Genomic DNA, 14232 nt, shown 5'->3' on the forward strand with positions numbered 1-14232 from the left:
GGGGTGACGCCCCTGACCTCGGCTGCCATGATGGCCCGATGCACGCGTCTTCGGGGAGCCCGGCAGGTCACACGACCGGACCGGGCCAGGCAACTCCCGGGGCCTTGGCGACCCAGCGGCCGCCAACGGCCCGCGGCCCGGAGCGCGACGGCGCCCCCAGGGGGCGCGGCGCCGGTCTCGGCATCGCACTGCTCTCCGCCCTCGCGTTCGGCGGCTCGGGCGTCGCCGCCAAACCCCTGATCGCCGCCGGACTCGCACCGCTGCACGTCACCTGGCTGCGGGTGGCCGGCGCCGCGCTGGTCATGCTCCCCGTCGCCTGGCGCCACCGCGATCTGCCCCGGCGCCGGCCCGCCCTGCTGCTGGGCTTCGGCCTGCTGGCCGTCGCCGGCGTCCAGGCGTGCTACTTCGCCGCGCTCTCCCGTATCCCCGTCGGCGTCGCGCTGCTCATCGAATACCTCGCCCCGGCCCTCGTCCTGGGCTGGGTGCGCTTCGTACAGAAACGACCGGTCACCCGCGCCGCCGCCGTCGGCGTCGTCCTGGCCGTCGGCGGGCTGGCCTGCGTCGTCGAGGTCTGGTCCGGACTGAGTCTCGACCCCATCGGCCTCGCCCTCGCGCTCGGCGCGGCCTGCTGCCAGGTCGGCTACTTCGTCCTCTCCGACCACGGCAGCGACGGCGAGGGCGAGGACGCCGCCGACCCGCTCGGCGTGATCGCCTACGGGCTGCTGACCGGCGCGGTCATCGTCACCGCCATCGCCCGCCCGTGGGACATGCGCTGGTCGGTGCTCCGCGGCACCGCCGACATGAACGGCAGCCACGTCCCGGCCGTCCTGCTGCTCGCCTGGATCGTGCTGGTCGCGACGGTGGCCGCCTATCTCACCGGAGTCGTGTCGATCCGGCGGCTCTCCCCGCAGGTGGCCGGAGTGGTCGCGTGCCTGGAGGCGGTGATCGCGACGGTGCTGGCCTGGGTGCTGCTCGGCGAGCACCTCTCCGCACCGCAGATCGGGGGTGGAGTCGTGGTCCTGGTGGGCGCGTTCATCGCGCAGTCGGCCAAGCCGGCGGCGAAGCCCGGTGAAACGGTCACGGTGGCGGCCGGGGGAGCGCCGGCGGTGGTGGCGCAGGACGACGCGGCCGGTGCCGCGCAGGGCGGTGCGGCACCGGCCTCCGGAGACGACTTGTCGGCCGGTACGCGCGCGCCGTAGGCTCGCGATCATGCATGCGACCGTGCTGCCCCCTCCCGCCGCGTAAGGCGGGCGGCGGCCTCCGAGGAAACCCCGGCCCGGGAAGGCTCCCGAGCCGGTCGTCGCTGTCTGCACACGGGACCACGCGACCCTTCCGCGGCGCAGTGCGCCGTCCTGGATTTCCCGGAGCACATCTCCCATGCACACCACTCCTACCTCCGCCCTGCCCGTGGGCCGGGGGCTCGCCTACGTCACCCTCGCCGCGACCGCCTGGGGCACCGCCGGGGCAGCCGCCGCCCTCCTCTACCGCGGCAGCGGACTCGGCCCGATCGCGCTCACCTTCTGGCGCACCGTCGGCGGTCTGCTGATCCTGCTCGCCGTACGCGCGGTACGGCGGCGCCGCACCGCCACCGCGGCCACCGCCGGCATGGCTGCCCCCTCCCCGCGTCCCCAGGAGACGAGCCGCCGCCGCACCCGGATCACGGACCTGCGCACCGCCGCGACGCGCACCGCCGTCCCCCGCATCCTGGTGACCGGCGTCGCCCTCGCCGTCTTCCAGGCCGCCTACTTCGAGGCCGTCGAAACCACCGGACTCGCCGTCGGCACCGTCATCACCATGGGGGCAGGACCCGTCCTCATCGCCATCGGGGCACGCCTCCTCATGGGCGAACGGCTCGGCGCCGGCGGCATCCTGGCCGTCACCGGGGCACTCGCCGGCCTGCTGATCCTCGTCCTCGGCGACAGCGGTACCGCCACCGTCCGCCCGGCCGGCGTCGGCTACGCCCTGCTGTCCGCCGCCGGCTGTGCCGCGATGACCCTCACCACCCGCCGCCTGGGAAACCAGGGCGGCGACGGCGATCCGTACGCCTCCACGCTCAGCGCGTTCGCCGTCGGCGCACTGTGCCTGCTGCCCCTCGCGGCGGCTGAGGGACTGTGGCCGCACGCCCATGACCTGAGCCGCAGCCTCGTTCTGATCGCCTACATCGCCGCCGTACCGACGGCCCTGGCCTACGGCCTCTACTTCGCCGGCCTGGCCGCCGTACGGGCCGCGACCGCCTCCGTGATCTCCCTCATCGAGCCGGTGTCCGCAGCGGCCATCGCCGTGCTGTTCCTCGGGGAGCGGCTCACGACGGCCACGGCCGTCGGAACGGCCGTGCTGCTGACGGCCGTTGCCGCGCTCGCCGTCACCGAGGCGCGGGGCGTCGTGGCGGGGGCGCGGCGGGCGTGAGCCGCTTCCAGGACCTGTCCGACGGGTGATGGCCGGGGCGGTGCGGTGCGCGGCGAGGTCAGCGGTCGGGTGAACTCGCCGACCGGGACCGGGGCTTGGCGCGTACGTGCATGCGCTCGCCCTGCCGGCCGAAGAGGCTGAGGACTTCGACGGGCCCGTCGCCGGTGCTGCCGAACCAGTGGGGCAGCCGGGTGTCGAACTCGGCTGCCTCGCCCGCCCCCAGGACCAGATCGTGATCGGCCAGGACCAGGCGCAGCCGTCCCGCGAGGACGTACAGCCACTCGTAGCCCTCGTGGGTGCACGGGTCCGGGGTGCTGCGGGAGACCGGGATGACCATTTTGAACGCCTGGAGCGGGCCGGGCTGGCGGGTCAGGGGCAGCACGGTGCTCCCGTGCACATGCTGCGGCTTGAGGCGGACGCGGGGATCACCGACCTCGGGGGCGCCGACCAACTCGTCCAGCGGCACCTGATGAGCCTGGGCGATCGGCAGCAGCAGCTCCAGACTGGGGCGCCGCTGGCCGGACTCCAGGCGGGACAGGGTGCTCTTGGAGACGCCGGTGGCCTCGGCGAGCGCGGACAGGGTCACCCCGCGCTCGGTACGCAGCCGCTTGAGGCGGGGGCCGACCTCGGCGAGGGCCTGGGTGATGGCGGGCGAGTGTTCCACGGTGTCCATTGCACCGCAGGTTTCCCGGAAACGGCAACAAAGATTGCTGCCCGGGGAGCCGGTGGCGCAGCCTGCGGGTGGAGGTGATCGCGATGGGCGACTCAGACGCGGCAGGTGAGGTGAGCGCGATGGGCGAGTCGAGGGCCGGGAACGACGTGCGGGAGGTGACGGACGTGTCGGGCGTGAAGGACGTGATGGACAGGGAGGACGCAAGGGAAAAGGAGGGCGTGACGGACGCGAAGGAGGCGGGCGGTGTCGGCGGTCTCCGCGGTGTCACGGACGTGGTGGTCGTCGGGGCGGGGGCGGCCGGGCTGAACGCGGCGCTGGTGCTGGCTCGGGCCCGCCGGTCGGTGGCGGTGGTGGACGCCGGGGCGCCGCGGAACGCGCCGGCCGCCCATATGCACGGCTTTCTGTCCCGCGACGGGATGCCGCCGGCGGCCCTGCTGGAGGTGGGAAGGGAGGAACTCGCCGGGTACGGCGTGGAGTTGATCAACGGGCAGGTGGACCACATCGAGGACCACGGCCGGGCGGCGCGCGCCGGGGACCAGGGCCGGGGCGGCGGCCGCGGCGCGGCGGGGCGGGGCATGGGGGACCGGCCGGGGGGCCTCGTTCCCGGCTTCACCGTGCATCTGGCCGGTGGTCCGGCGCTGCGGGCCCGCCGGGTGCTGGTGGCGACCGGGCTGCGCGACGAACTCCCCGGTGTCCCCGGCGTACGGGAGCGGTGGGGCCGGGACCTGCTGCACTGCCCGTATTGCCACGGCTACGAGGTTCGTGACCAGCCGCTCGGGGTGCTGGGCACCCATCCGGGCGCGGTGGCCCATGCCCTGCTGCTGCGGCAGTGGTCGGACGACGTGGTGCTCTTCCCGCACACCCTGGAGCTGACCGGTGAGGAGCGGGAGCGGCTGGCGGCCCGCGGTGTGCGGATCGCGGAGGGTGTGGTCGAGCGCCTGGTGGCGGCGGACGACCGGCTGCGGGGCGTGGAACTCGCCGAGGGGCAGGTGGTGCCGCGCGCGGCGGTGTTCGTCTTCCCGCGGATGGTGCCGCGGGACGCCTTGCTGACGGAGCTGGGCTGTGAACGGGACGAGGGCGGCTGGGTGATCACCGATGCGTCCGGCCGGACCGGCGTGCGCGGGGTGTGGGCCGCGGGGAACGTCGCCGATCCGCGGGCGCAGGTGGTGACGGCGGCCGGGATGGGGGCGGCGGCCGCGTTCGCCATGAACCACGACCTGGTGGAGGAGGAGACCGAGTGCGCTGTGGCGGCCCACCGGGCGGGGGAGTCGGCGCACTCGCCGGCGGGCTCGCCGGCGGTCTCGGCGATGGTGGGGGACGCGGCGGGTGCGACAGGTGAGGCTGAGGTGCCTGCCGCACCCGACTCGACCGCTTCGGTCGGTACCGGAACCGGTACGGGTGTGGGTTTCGGCGCGGGCTCCGACGCGGTCCACGGCTCCGGCTCGTGATGGGGGAGCCGACTGACGGGGGAGCCGGGGACGACGGGGAGCCGGGTGAGGGGGTAGCCGGGTGAGCGGGGGTTCCGTCCACCCGGAGGCCCTGCCACCCGCCGCCGGCGGACCCGGGTTTCTCGCCGGTCGGCCAGAGGCGGTGGGCGGACTCGGGCTCTCCTCGCCGGGCGGTTCAGCGCCTCACCACGGAGAGTTCGCCGGCGCGCCCCCTTCGCGTGGCGCGTACCCGCGGGAGGCCGCCAGCCGGCGCTGCTGATGGCGGCGGGCCGATGCGTCACCCGGGCCGTCGCGCTCGGCGAGACGCTCGGATATGCGGTGCTGGACCGACTCGCTCCGCTTGCCGCCGTACTTGAACTTGGCGTGGACGTCGTGCACTTCGAGGCGCAGGCCCCGGATGCCGGACAGCAGGCGCCCGTACGGCGCCTCGCCCGCGGCGACCGGGGCCGAGCCGCCCTCCGGCTGGAAGTGCGTCATCTGGCGTTGCAGCAGCCGGGCCTTGGCTTCCGGCGCATCCACGACATGGGCGGTGCAGGTGAGCTGGACCGCGGCGTAGAAGCTGGTGGGGACGCCGTGCTCGGGCGGCTGGTCCTCGTTCGCCTGCCAGGGGCCGGGGATGAAGGTGTAGTCGTCAACCACGCTCAGCAGGACCGTCGGGCGCTCCTCCAGCGCGGACCATATGGGGTTGGGGCAGGCGAGGTGGGTGACAGCCTCGCGGCGGGCGGGATCGTAGGCGAAGTGCAGCGGTTGCAGCAGCGGGGCCTCGCCGGGGAGTCCGTTGGCGGCGAGCTGGCCGAAGTCATGGGCGGCGAGCCATTCCTGCCACTCAGCGTCGTCGGTCGGTGCGTCCCACGGGTGGATCAGCATCGGCGCTCCTCAGCGGGCGGAGAGGTAGGCCGGCTCGGAGGTGCCGGGAGCCAGGTCGTCGGCCGGTATGGGGGCGCCGTATACGGGAGCGACGGGCAGCACACCGGTCCAGTGGGGGAGCGCGAGGTCCTCGGGGTCGTCGTTCGGGCCGCCGGTGCGGATCTTGGCGGAGACCTCTCGCAGATCGAGGCGGATCACGGCCGTGGCGGCCAGCTCCTTCGCGTTCGCCCGCCGGGAGTCAGCGGCACGGCCGGGCACGACGTGCTCGACCAGGGCGTCGAGGGCGGCGGCCTTCTCGTCCTCGTCGACGACCTGGTGGGCGACGCCGTGCACCACGACGCTGCGGTAGTTGACGGAGTGGTGGAACGCGGACTTGGCCAGGACCAGGCCGTCGACGTGCGTGACGGTGACGCAGACCGCGAGGCCGGGGTCCGACTCCGCCGTCCCGCCGGCCATCCGCAGCGGGCGCGAGCCGGTCGAACCGTGCAGATACAGACGGTCTCCGACGCGGCCGTAGAGCGTGGGAAGGACGACGGGGGCACCGTCGCGCACAAAGCCCAGGTGGCAGACGTATCCCGCGTCGAGGATCGCGTGCACCGTGGCCTCGTCGTACGCCGCGCGCTCACGGGAGCGGGTGGGCGTGGTGCGCTCGGTCGGCGCAAAAGACTTCGCCTGCGTCATTGCGGTCTCCATTGCACTAGTGCATAATCAAGTTTGTGCTAGGAGAGTATCGGATCGAAGGGCGGCGCGCATCGGAGATTGCCGCCAGTGTCGAGCGAGCTGTCGGTGCGGGCGAGCTCCAACCAGGAGAAGTACTGCCGCCACTCAGGGAGTTGGCGGTCTATCTGGAGGTCAATCCCAATACGGTCGCGGCCGCGTATCGCACGCTCCGCGACCGCGGAGTGATCGAAACCGCGGGCCGGCGCGGCAGCCGGGTGCGCCCACGGCCCGCCAGCACCTCACGCGAGGCGCTGCGGGTCGAGGTGCCGCCGGGCGTCCGGGACGCCTCCGACGGCAATCCCGACCCGGGGCTGTTCCCCTCGCTGGAAGGGCCGCTGGCGGAGGCCGCGGCGCGCAGCGCACGGCGCCCCGTGCTCTACGGCATGCCCGCCGTCGACGAGGACTTGGCGGCCCTGGCCCGCTCGGCCTTCGACCGCGACGGGGTGGCCGAGGGGCCGGTGGCCGTCGCCAGCGGTTCGCTCGACGCCATCGAGCGCGTGCTCGCCGCGCATCTGCGGCCCGGTGACGCGGTGGCGGTGGAGGACCCCGGGTGGGGCAGCCTGCTGGACCTGATCCCGGCTCTGGGGCTCCGCCCCGTACCGGTCGGCGTGGATGACGACGGGCCGTTGCCCGAGCGGCTGGCCCCGGCGCTCGCCGAGGGTGTCCGCGCGGTCGTCGTCACCGACCGGGCGCAGAACCCCACGGGCGCCGCCATCAGCGGACCCCGTGCCGCCGAACTCCGCACGCTCCTGGCCGGACACCCCGATGTGCTCCTCATCGAGGACGACCACGGCCACGGAATAGTCGACCTTCCGTTGCACTCGCTCTCCGGGACCACCGACCACTGGGTGCTGGTGCGCTCGACGGCCAAGGCGTACGGCCCCGATCTGCGACTGGCGGTGTTCACGGGCGACGCCGTGACCATCGACCGGGTGCGCGGACGCCAGCGCCTCGGTCCCGGCTGGGTCAGCCACCTCCTCCAGGACGTGGTCGTGCATCTCTGGCGGACATCCGCGATTCACTCGCCAACGGTGGCCGGCGCGTACGGCGAGCGGCGTGACGCGCTGGTACGGGCTCTGGAGGAGCGCGGAGTGCGGGCGCGCGGGCGCAGCGGCATGAACGTCTGGGTACCGGTCCCGGACGAGACGGGTGCGGTGGCGCGGCTCCTGCACTCCGGCTGGGCGGTCGCACCGGGCGCGCGCTTCCGTATGCACTCGCCGCCCGGCATACGCATCACCGTTTCCGGGCTCACCACCGACGACGTCATCCCGCTCGCCGACGCCGTCGCCGCAGCGACGGGGGTGGGGGAGGCGCGGCGGTATGAGTGAAAGGGGTGCCTGACGCCGGGAGTTCGCACGTTGTGCCTGATGCCTGGCGCGTGACGCGTTGACGCGTGATGCCCGGCGGTTGGGGCCTGGGACCGGGGGACCGTGAGATGCCTTCTGTCTCCTGGCGCCTGATGCCTGGCAGTTGGGGGTTGGTGGGGCCGTCCTCCTACGTGCTGCGGGGCTTGCTCTGGGTGAGGGCGGCGCCTGCGAGGACGATGAGGGCGCCTACGGGGGTGTTCCAGGCGAGGTGCTCGTTGAGCAGGGCCACGCCTGAGGCGGCGGCGATGACGGGGATGAAGTAGGTGACCATCTGGGCGGTGGTGGGACCGACCTCGGCGACCAGGCCGTACTGCAGGAGGAACGCGACACCGGTGCCCAGGGCGCCGAGGGCGAAGACGGCGAGCAGTGGGACGACCGGGTACGCCGTCGGCAGCGGGGTGAACAGGAGGGTGACCACGGCGAGTTGGAGGGTGGCGAGCAGCAGCTGGGTGCTGGACATGGCGAGGTGCGAGTGCCGGCCGCCGCCCAGGGTGCGGCGGACGTAGATCCAGCCTATGGGGTAGCTCAGGGAGGCGCCGAGCGCCATCGCGGTGCCCGTCAGATCCGTGCCGGCGAACCCCTGCCACGCGCCGAGGACGGTGAGTACGCCCAGGAAGCCGATGCCCAGTCCGGCGACCCGGCGGCGCGTGGGGCGGTCCTCCGAGAGCGCGACGACCGAGAGTGCCATGCCCCACAGGGGTGAGGTGGCGTTGCAGATGCTGGCCAGTGTGGAGGGGATGGTCAGCTCGGAGTAGGCGAAGAGGGAGAACGGCAGCGCGTTGAGGAGGAACGCGGCGACCGTGAGATGGCCCCAGGTTCGCGCCGACCGCGGAAGCCGTTCGCGCTTGATCACCAGGATCGCCAGCAGCACCAGCGCGCCGAATGCCACACGGCCCAGTGTGACCTGCAGCGGTGCGAAGCCCTCGGTGCCCACCTTGATGAAGAGGAAGCTGAAGCCCCAGACCAGGCAGAGGAAGGCGAAGCGGAGCTGCCAGCCGAAGGCTGGCCGGCGGGTGCGCTCACCGCCAGGGGCGGCGGCGTTGGCGGCAGTTGCCGCGCCCGCTCGGGTGTGGTTGACCGCCACGCCCCCGGTCGTCGTGTGCCGTGTGGTCGTCGCGGCCGACGCGGCCGGTTCCGGTGCCGTGGGTGTCGCGGACACGGCGGTCGCCCCGGGGGGTGTGGGCGTCGCGGTGGCCCTGGCGGGAGGGGCGGGGGTGCGGCTGGAGCCGGTGGGTATGCCGGCGGCGGTGCTCATGGCGTCTACGATGCGGGGCACAAATACGTAGCACAAGCGAGAATTCGTGGCAGGTATCGCTTAGCATTGCTTATATGTTGAACCTTGATCGCCTCCGGACGTTGTCCGCGATCGCCCGGCACGGTTCGGTGAGTGCGGCGGCCGACGGATTGCATGTGACGACCTCGGCGGTCTCGCAGCAGATCGCCAAGTTGGAACGCGAGACCGGTCAGCAGCTGCTGGCCAGGAACGGGCGCGGGGTGCGGCTCACCGACGCCGGACGGCTGCTCGCCGATCACGCGGGGCGCATCCTCTCCCAGGTCGAGCTGGCGCAGGCCGATCTGGAGGCGCATCGCGGCCAGGCGGTGGGCGAGCTGCGGCTGGGCGCCTTCCCCACCGCGGCGCGCGGTCTCTTTCCCGCCGCCCTCGTCTCGCTCCGCGCCGAACACCCGCAGCTCCGTCCGCGGCTGACGGAGCTGGAGCCGGATGAGTCGGTACGGGGCGTGGTACGCGGCGACCTCGATCTGGCGGTCGTACTGGACTGGTACAACCGGCCGCTGTCCGTGCCCGACGGGCTGGCCAAGGCTCCGCTGCTCGACGACCCCGCCGATGTGGCGATGCCGTCGGACCATCCGCTGGCCGGACGGCGGTCGGTGGAGCTGGAGGACTTCGCGGACGATGAATGGATCTCCTGGCCGCAGGGGGAGTTCTGCCACGACTGGCTGATGTTCACCCTGCGCGGCAGGGGAGTCGAGCCGCGGATCGCGCATCTGGCCGAGGAGCATCACACTCAACTCGCCCTGATCGCGGCTGGGTTGGGCGTCGCGGTAGCCCCGAGGCTGGGGCGTGGGCCGGTGCCGGCGGGGGTGAGCGTGGTGCCCGTACGGCATACGATGCGCCGCCACGTCTACGCCATCTGGCGCGCGGACGCCGACCGCCGCCCTTCGATCCGCGCCGCCGTGCGAGCGCTGCGGGCGGCAGGGGAGGGCGTAGGCGCGGGGACGGGTGACGGAGACTCCTGAGAAGCGGGATCCGCCCCTCCCCTTCACCTCCCGCCGACGATGCCGCGGACGACGCCCAGTTCCAACAGGTCCTGGGGACGGATGCGGAGTTGGTCGGCGGTCTCCCGGACCTGGTCGGTGCCGCGTTTGAGGATGGCGGCGGCCAGTTCCGGGGCGATCACCGAGAAGTAGCTGTCCGGGGTGGCCCAGAGGCGGTCCGGCGCGGCGAGCGCCAGGGCGCCGCCCGATCCGCCCTCGCCGATGAGGAGCGAGGTGACCGGCACACGGGCGGAGGCCAGCGCCGCGAACGTGTCGGCGATGGCCGCGCCGGCGCCCGCGCGCTCCGCGTCCGCGTCATTGGCGGCGCCCGGGGTGTCCACCAGGGTGAGGACCGGGATGCCGAGCCGGTCCGCGAGCTGGACCAGCCGGGTCGCGGTACGGAAGCCCGCCGGGCGGGTGGCCGTGCCGCACTGGGCGGCGAACGCGATGGTCCGGCCGGCGTGGTGGCCGAATCCGCACCGTATGCCGGGGTCGCGTCCGCCGCACCGGTCGCCGCTGATCTCCTCCCGATCGTCGAAGTACGCGTCCAGATACGACTCGGCGCGCGGCCGGCGGGCGTCGCGGGCCCGGCCCACCGCGTCCCAGCCGGTGGCCGGGAGGCCCGCCGTGCCCAGGGCGTACGGGACGGGGGCCGGTTCGGCGGGCTCTGCGGGCAACCCTGAGGTGCCGCCGAGGAGTTGGAGCCAGTGCCGCAGGGTGGCACGGAGCCGGTCGGCGGGGACCACGGCGTCGACCTGGCCGGCGGCGAGCTGCCCCTCGGCACAGTACGCGGCGGGGTCGGCGTCCGAGGGGCGTACCCGTGAGCCGGCGAAGCCGACCTGGGCTCTGGGCAGCGCCAGGATCACATCGGCTCCGGCGCCGAGCGTCGCCCAGCCGCCGCCGGTCGTCGGATCGCGCAGTACGGCGATCTGGGGGAGCCCCGCGGCGCGGTTGAGCGCCGACTGCCGGGCCACGCGCTGGAGTTGTATCAGGGCGCGCATGCCTTCCTGCATGCGGCTGCCTCCCGTGGCGATCAGCGACACGAGGGGCAGCCGCCGCTCGCGGGCCCGGGTGTAGGCGGCCTCCAGCCGGTCGCCGGTGCGTTCGCCGAGTGAGCCGCCCAGGAAGCCGAACTCGAAGGAGAGCACGATGGCTTCGGCGCCGCCTATCGTGCCGCGTGCGGTGATCACCGACTCGTCCTCGCCGGTCCGGGCCCGTGCGCGCTCCCGCGAGGCGTCGTAGCCGCGCCAGCCGAGCGGGCCGTCCACCTCCGGGACGCGCTCCGGGGCGCCGGGCGGCTGCGTTACCGCGGGTGCCGGGGCTGTCCCGGACGATCCGGGTGCCCGTGGGACGTCGCCGCCGTCCGCGGCCAGGTCCACATACGCATCCGTGACGGCCGCCAGGGCTTGACGGGCCGTCAGCCGCTGGCTGGGCGGGGGCGCTGCCGCCTTGTCATGCATGGAGTTCTCGCTTCAGCACCTTGCCCATGTCGTTGCGGGGCAGCGCCGCCACGAAGTGGACGGTGCGCGGTCGTTTGTGGGGGGCGAGCTGGCGGGCGACGTGGTCGGCGAGCTCCTCGGCGGTGGGCGGGGGGCCGGAGTCCGGGCCGCTCTCGGTGACGACCCAGGCGACGATCCGTTCGCCGAGGTCCTCGTCCGGGGCGCCGGTGACGGCGGCCTCGGCGACTCCCGGGTGCGCCAGGAGGGCGTTCTCGATCTCGCCGGCGCCGATCTTGTAACCACCGCTCTTGATCAGGTCGGTGGCCTTGCGGCCGACGATGCGGTAGTTCCCGGCGGCGTCACGGACGGCCATGTCGCCCGTGCGGAACCAGCCGCCGTCGAACGCGGCGTCGGTGGCGTCGGGGCGGTTCAGGTACTCGGTGAAGAGGTTCGGGCCGCGGACCTGGATTTCGCCGACGGTCTCACCGTCGTGCGCCTCGATGGCGCGGCCCGCGTCGTCGACGAGCCGGACGTACACCCCCGGGAGCGGCACGCCGACGGTGCCCGTGGCGTCCGGGCCGTCCGCCCGGACGCTGGTGTTCATCAGCGTCTCGGTCATGCCGTAGCGCTCGATCACCCGCCGTCCGGTGGCGGCGGTGATCCGCGCGTGGTCGGTGAGCGGCAGCGCCGCGGAGCCGGAGACCAGCAGCCGGGCACGGCCCAGCGCCTTGGCGAGCACCGGGTCGCGGCCGGCGTCGAGCGCCAGGCGGTGGTACATCGTCGGTACGCCGAACAGCATCGTGCCGTCCGCGGACAGCTCCCGGGCGACCGCCGCGGTGCTGAAGCGCCCGAGGTGGTGGACGCTGCCGCCGCGCCGCAGGGGACCGAGGACGCCCAGGATCAGGCCGTGGACGTGGAACAACGGCAGGGCGTGCACCAGGACGTCGTCGGCGGTCCACTGCCAGGCGTCCTCCAGGGCGTCGAGGGTGTGCGCGACGGCGCGCCGGGGGAGCACGACGCCCTTGGGCGGCCCGGTCGTGCCGGAGGTGTAGACGATCAGCGCCGGTGTCTCGTCGGCCGGCTCCGGCGGGAGCAGGCCCGGCACGGCCTCCTCGGCGGAGTCTGCGAAGTCGGCGATCTCGACGTCGAGGCGGGGCAGCGCGGCGAGCGGGCCCGGCAGGTCGGCGCCCGGTTCGGCGAGCACGAGGGACGGCGTGCTGTCCGCCACGATGTGCGCCAGCTCGCGCTCGCCGATCTTGGGGTTCACCGGGACCGCGGCGACTCCGGCGAGCAGCGCGGCCACCACGCCGACGGCGGTCTCCAGCGTCGGCGTCGCCCAGATCGCGGTGCGGGTCGCGCCGCCCGTCCGGCTGCGCTCGCCGATCCGGTCAGCGAGGGGGCCGGCCACCGCGGCCAGTTGGCGGTGGCTCAGCGCACGGTCGCCGAAGCGCAGCGCCGGGGCGGGCGAGCCGTCGCGCAGCGCGGGGAAGAGCACGTTCACCGGATCTCCTTCGTCCTCGTCGGCGCCCGGCCGCGGCGGCCGGAGCTGCCCCGCCCCGCACACGTCGCCGAGCGGAGCGGGCTGACCTACCCCACTCTCGCAGAGACCACCGACAACGCGATCGCCGCGGGGCCGACGGACGGCCGGTGCGCGGTTCCCGTGCGCCCTCAGCCCGGGATCTTGCGGAAGTCCCAGGACATCACGGACTCCGGCGCCAGGCGCAGCCAGGCGTGCCGCCCGTCGTGCGGCATCTCCGTCATTCCGAAGTACTTCCCGGCGAACAGCCGCTCCGGAGCGACGAGTTCCGGACAGCGGTCGCCGCGCCGCGGGGCCTCGCCGACGAACTCCGCGCGGCCGGTCAGCTCGGCGCCGCGCAGCTCCCCGTACTCGTGCCCGTCGTCGACCAGCACCGAGATCCGCGGATCCTTCCGCAGCTGCGCCCACCGCTTGCTGCGGGTGATCGAATACAGCCATAGCGCCGTCCCGTCCCAGACGAACCACAGCGCCCCTACGTGCGGCGCGCCGTCCCCGCCGACCGTCGCGACCCGGCAGGTCCGCTGCGCCGCCAGGAACGCGTCCAGTTCGGCGGGGGTCAGCCTGATCCGGCGCCCGCGCCGCTGTGTGTCGGTCATCCCCACTGCCCTCCACTGCATCTGAAAGAGTGTCAGAAATCATGGGGGCTCTTCCTAACGGGCGCAATGGTGGATAGCCTCGCCCGTCTTCGACCACCCGCCGCGGCCGCGGAGACGGACGGGGCAGGATCGCCCGCACCGTGGACGCGGACCTGAACGCATCCGTGGACGCGACGCCGACGCACACCCGAACGTCGGTGCGCGCGTCCGCAGAGGGGACTGGCAATGCCTTCGGACGCCCGGCTCGTCGAGCAGCTGGACCCGGCCTCCACGGTGCTGCTCACCGTCGAGTGCCAGCGCGGCGTGGTCGGTACGGACAGCGCGCTGCCCGAACTGGCCGAAGCGGCCCGCACATCGGGAGCGCTGACGAACACCGCCCGCCTGGTGGCCGCGGCGCACGACGCCGGTGTCCAGGTGCTGCACGCGGTCGCCGAACGGCGCCCCGACGGCCGCGGGGCCAGCCGCAACGCCCGGCTCTTCACGGCGGCCGAGCGGCTGCCCGTGCAGCAGCTCACCGGGTCCACCGCCGTACGGATCGCCGACCCGATACCGGTGTCGGAGGGCGACCTGGTGGTGCGCAGACTGCACGGTCTCTCACCTATCGCCGGAACCGAAGTCGACGCGCTGCTGCGCAACTTCGGGTGCCGCACGCTCGTCGTGACCGGGGTCTCGGCGAATGTGGCGATCCCCAACGCGGTGTTCGACGCGGTCAACCTCGGCTATGTGGCGGTGGTGCCCGCGGACGCCATCGCGGGGGTGCCCGCCGAGTACACCTCCGCGATGGTCCGCAACACCCTCGCCCTGGTGGCCACGATCACCACGACCGACGAGGTGCGCAGCTGCTGGCAGCGACCGCGCCGCGCCCGCTGACCAGGGAGGGCGGCGCCCCTCGGGCGAGCGGCCGG

General features: G+C 73.9%; 13 protein-coding genes. 6 read left to right on the top strand and 7 right to left on the bottom strand.

Translation table 11 applies throughout. The features are described from left to right. The first annotated feature begins 38 nt into the window (after window positions 1-38). Both ACO1BR_RS06420 and ACO1BR_RS06425 read left to right on the top strand, forming a co-directional pair. Entirely contained in the window at window positions 39-1199 is a 1161-nt protein-coding gene (locus tag ACO1BR_RS06420; RefSeq protein ID WP_426794031.1) for an EamA family transporter, read from the top strand. Between the two features lie 178 nt (window positions 1200-1377). Continuing rightward, complete coding sequence (locus ACO1BR_RS06425) at window positions 1378-2406, top strand: DMT family transporter (protein WP_426794032.1); 1029 nt, start codon at window positions 1378-1380, stop codon at window positions 2404-2406. 58 nt (window positions 2407-2464) lie between these two features. On the opposite strand, the gene ACO1BR_RS06430 is transcribed toward ACO1BR_RS06425, so the two are convergent. Then, on the bottom strand, window positions 2465-3079 hold the full coding sequence (locus ACO1BR_RS06430; protein WP_426794033.1) for a helix-turn-helix domain-containing protein: 615 nt from the start codon (window positions 3077-3079) through the stop codon (window positions 2465-2467). 182 nt (window positions 3080-3261) lie between these two features. Between ACO1BR_RS06430 and ACO1BR_RS06435 the strand changes: the two genes are divergently transcribed. Then, a complete protein-coding gene (locus ACO1BR_RS06435; RefSeq protein ID WP_426794260.1) occupies window positions 3262-4527 on the top strand; it encodes an NAD(P)/FAD-dependent oxidoreductase in 1266 nt (421 codons plus the stop codon). 183 nt (window positions 4528-4710) lie between these two features. On the opposite strand, the gene ACO1BR_RS06440 is transcribed toward ACO1BR_RS06435, so the two are convergent. Together ACO1BR_RS06440 and ACO1BR_RS06445 are read right to left on the bottom strand one after the other, a co-directional pair. Further along, window positions 4711-5394 (bottom strand): FMN-binding negative transcriptional regulator, encoded by a 684-nt coding sequence (locus tag ACO1BR_RS06440; protein WP_426794034.1) that lies wholly within the window; start codon window positions 5392-5394, stop codon window positions 4711-4713. Between the two features lie 9 nt (window positions 5395-5403). Beyond that, complete coding sequence (locus tag ACO1BR_RS06445; protein ID WP_426794035.1) at window positions 5404-6075, bottom strand: pyridoxamine 5'-phosphate oxidase family protein; 672 nt, start codon at window positions 6073-6075, stop codon at window positions 5404-5406. Between the two features lie 35 nt (window positions 6076-6110). Here ACO1BR_RS06445 and ACO1BR_RS06450 point away from each other — a divergent pair, with 35 nt between their 5' ends. Then, entirely contained in the window at window positions 6111-7442 is a 1332-nt protein-coding gene (locus tag ACO1BR_RS06450; RefSeq protein WP_426794036.1) for an aminotransferase class I/II-fold pyridoxal phosphate-dependent enzyme, read from the top strand. 166 nt (window positions 7443-7608) lie between these two features. On the opposite strand, the gene ACO1BR_RS06455 is transcribed toward ACO1BR_RS06450, so the two are convergent. Next, on the bottom strand, window positions 7609-8736 hold the full coding sequence (locus tag ACO1BR_RS06455) for a DMT family transporter (RefSeq protein WP_426794037.1): 1128 nt from the start codon (window positions 8734-8736) through the stop codon (window positions 7609-7611). A gap of 74 nt (window positions 8737-8810) precedes the next feature. Between ACO1BR_RS06455 and ACO1BR_RS06460 the strand changes: the two genes are divergently transcribed. Further along, window positions 8811-9737, top strand: a complete 927-nt coding sequence (locus tag ACO1BR_RS06460) for a LysR family transcriptional regulator (protein WP_426794038.1) — start codon at window positions 8811-8813, stop codon at window positions 9735-9737. A 23-nt stretch (window positions 9738-9760) separates the two neighbouring features. On the opposite strand, the gene ACO1BR_RS06465 is transcribed toward ACO1BR_RS06460, so the two are convergent. From ACO1BR_RS06465 to ACO1BR_RS06475, 3 genes are all read right to left on the bottom strand, one after another. Beyond that, complete coding sequence (locus tag ACO1BR_RS06465) at window positions 9761-11215, bottom strand: carboxyl transferase domain-containing protein (RefSeq protein WP_426794039.1); 1455 nt, start codon at window positions 11213-11215, stop codon at window positions 9761-9763. Beyond that, window positions 11208-12695, bottom strand: a complete 1488-nt coding sequence (locus tag ACO1BR_RS06470) for an acyl-CoA synthetase (RefSeq protein WP_426794040.1) — start codon at window positions 12693-12695, stop codon at window positions 11208-11210. The genes ACO1BR_RS06465 and ACO1BR_RS06470 overlap by 8 nt, the downstream gene beginning before the upstream one ends. A 167-nt stretch (window positions 12696-12862) precedes the next feature. Further along, entirely contained in the window at window positions 12863-13327 is a 465-nt protein-coding gene (locus ACO1BR_RS06475; protein WP_426794041.1) for a pyridoxamine 5'-phosphate oxidase family protein, read from the bottom strand. Window positions 13328-13552: 225 nt separating this feature from the next. Between ACO1BR_RS06475 and ACO1BR_RS06480 the strand changes: the two genes are divergently transcribed. Further along, window positions 13553-14197 carry a cysteine hydrolase gene (locus ACO1BR_RS06480; protein ID WP_426794042.1) on the top strand — a complete coding sequence of 215 codons (645 nt, stop codon included), beginning with the start codon at window positions 13553-13555 and terminating at the stop codon, window positions 14195-14197. The last annotated feature ends 35 nt before the right edge of the window (window positions 14198-14232 follow it).

Source organism: Streptomyces sp. YGL11-2 (assembly GCF_050054615.1).
Taxonomy (GTDB): Bacteria; Actinomycetota; Actinomycetes; order Streptomycetales; family Streptomycetaceae; genus Streptomyces.

Bases quoted from the DNA above. Each gene is read 5' to 3' on its own strand.
- ACO1BR_RS06420 (WP_426794031.1), top strand. From the start codon at position 39: ATGCACGCGTCTTCGGGGAGCCCGGCAGGTCACACGACCGGACCGGGC.
- ACO1BR_RS06425 (WP_426794032.1), top strand. From the start codon at position 1,378: ATGCACACCACTCCTACCTCCGCCCTGCCCGTGGGCCGGGGGCTCGCC.
- ACO1BR_RS06430 (WP_426794033.1), bottom strand. From the start codon at position 3,079: ATGGACACCGTGGAACACTCGCCCGCCATCACCCAGGCCCTCGCCGAG.
- ACO1BR_RS06440 (WP_426794034.1), bottom strand. From the start codon at position 5,394: ATGCTGATCCACCCGTGGGACGCACCGACCGACGACGCTGAGTGGCAG.
- ACO1BR_RS06445 (WP_426794035.1), bottom strand. From the start codon at position 6,075: ATGACGCAGGCGAAGTCTTTTGCGCCGACCGAGCGCACCACGCCCACC.
- ACO1BR_RS06455 (WP_426794037.1), bottom strand. From the start codon at position 8,736: ATGAGCACCGCCGCCGGCATACCCACCGGCTCCAGCCGCACCCCCGCC.
- ACO1BR_RS06460 (WP_426794038.1), top strand. From the start codon at position 8,811: ATGTTGAACCTTGATCGCCTCCGGACGTTGTCCGCGATCGCCCGGCAC.
- ACO1BR_RS06465 (WP_426794039.1), bottom strand. From the start codon at position 11,215: ATGCATGACAAGGCGGCAGCGCCCCCGCCCAGCCAGCGGCTGACGGCC.
- ACO1BR_RS06475 (WP_426794041.1), bottom strand. From the start codon at position 13,327: ATGACCGACACACAGCGGCGCGGGCGCCGGATCAGGCTGACCCCCGCC.
- ACO1BR_RS06480 (WP_426794042.1), top strand. From the start codon at position 13,553: ATGCCTTCGGACGCCCGGCTCGTCGAGCAGCTGGACCCGGCCTCCACG.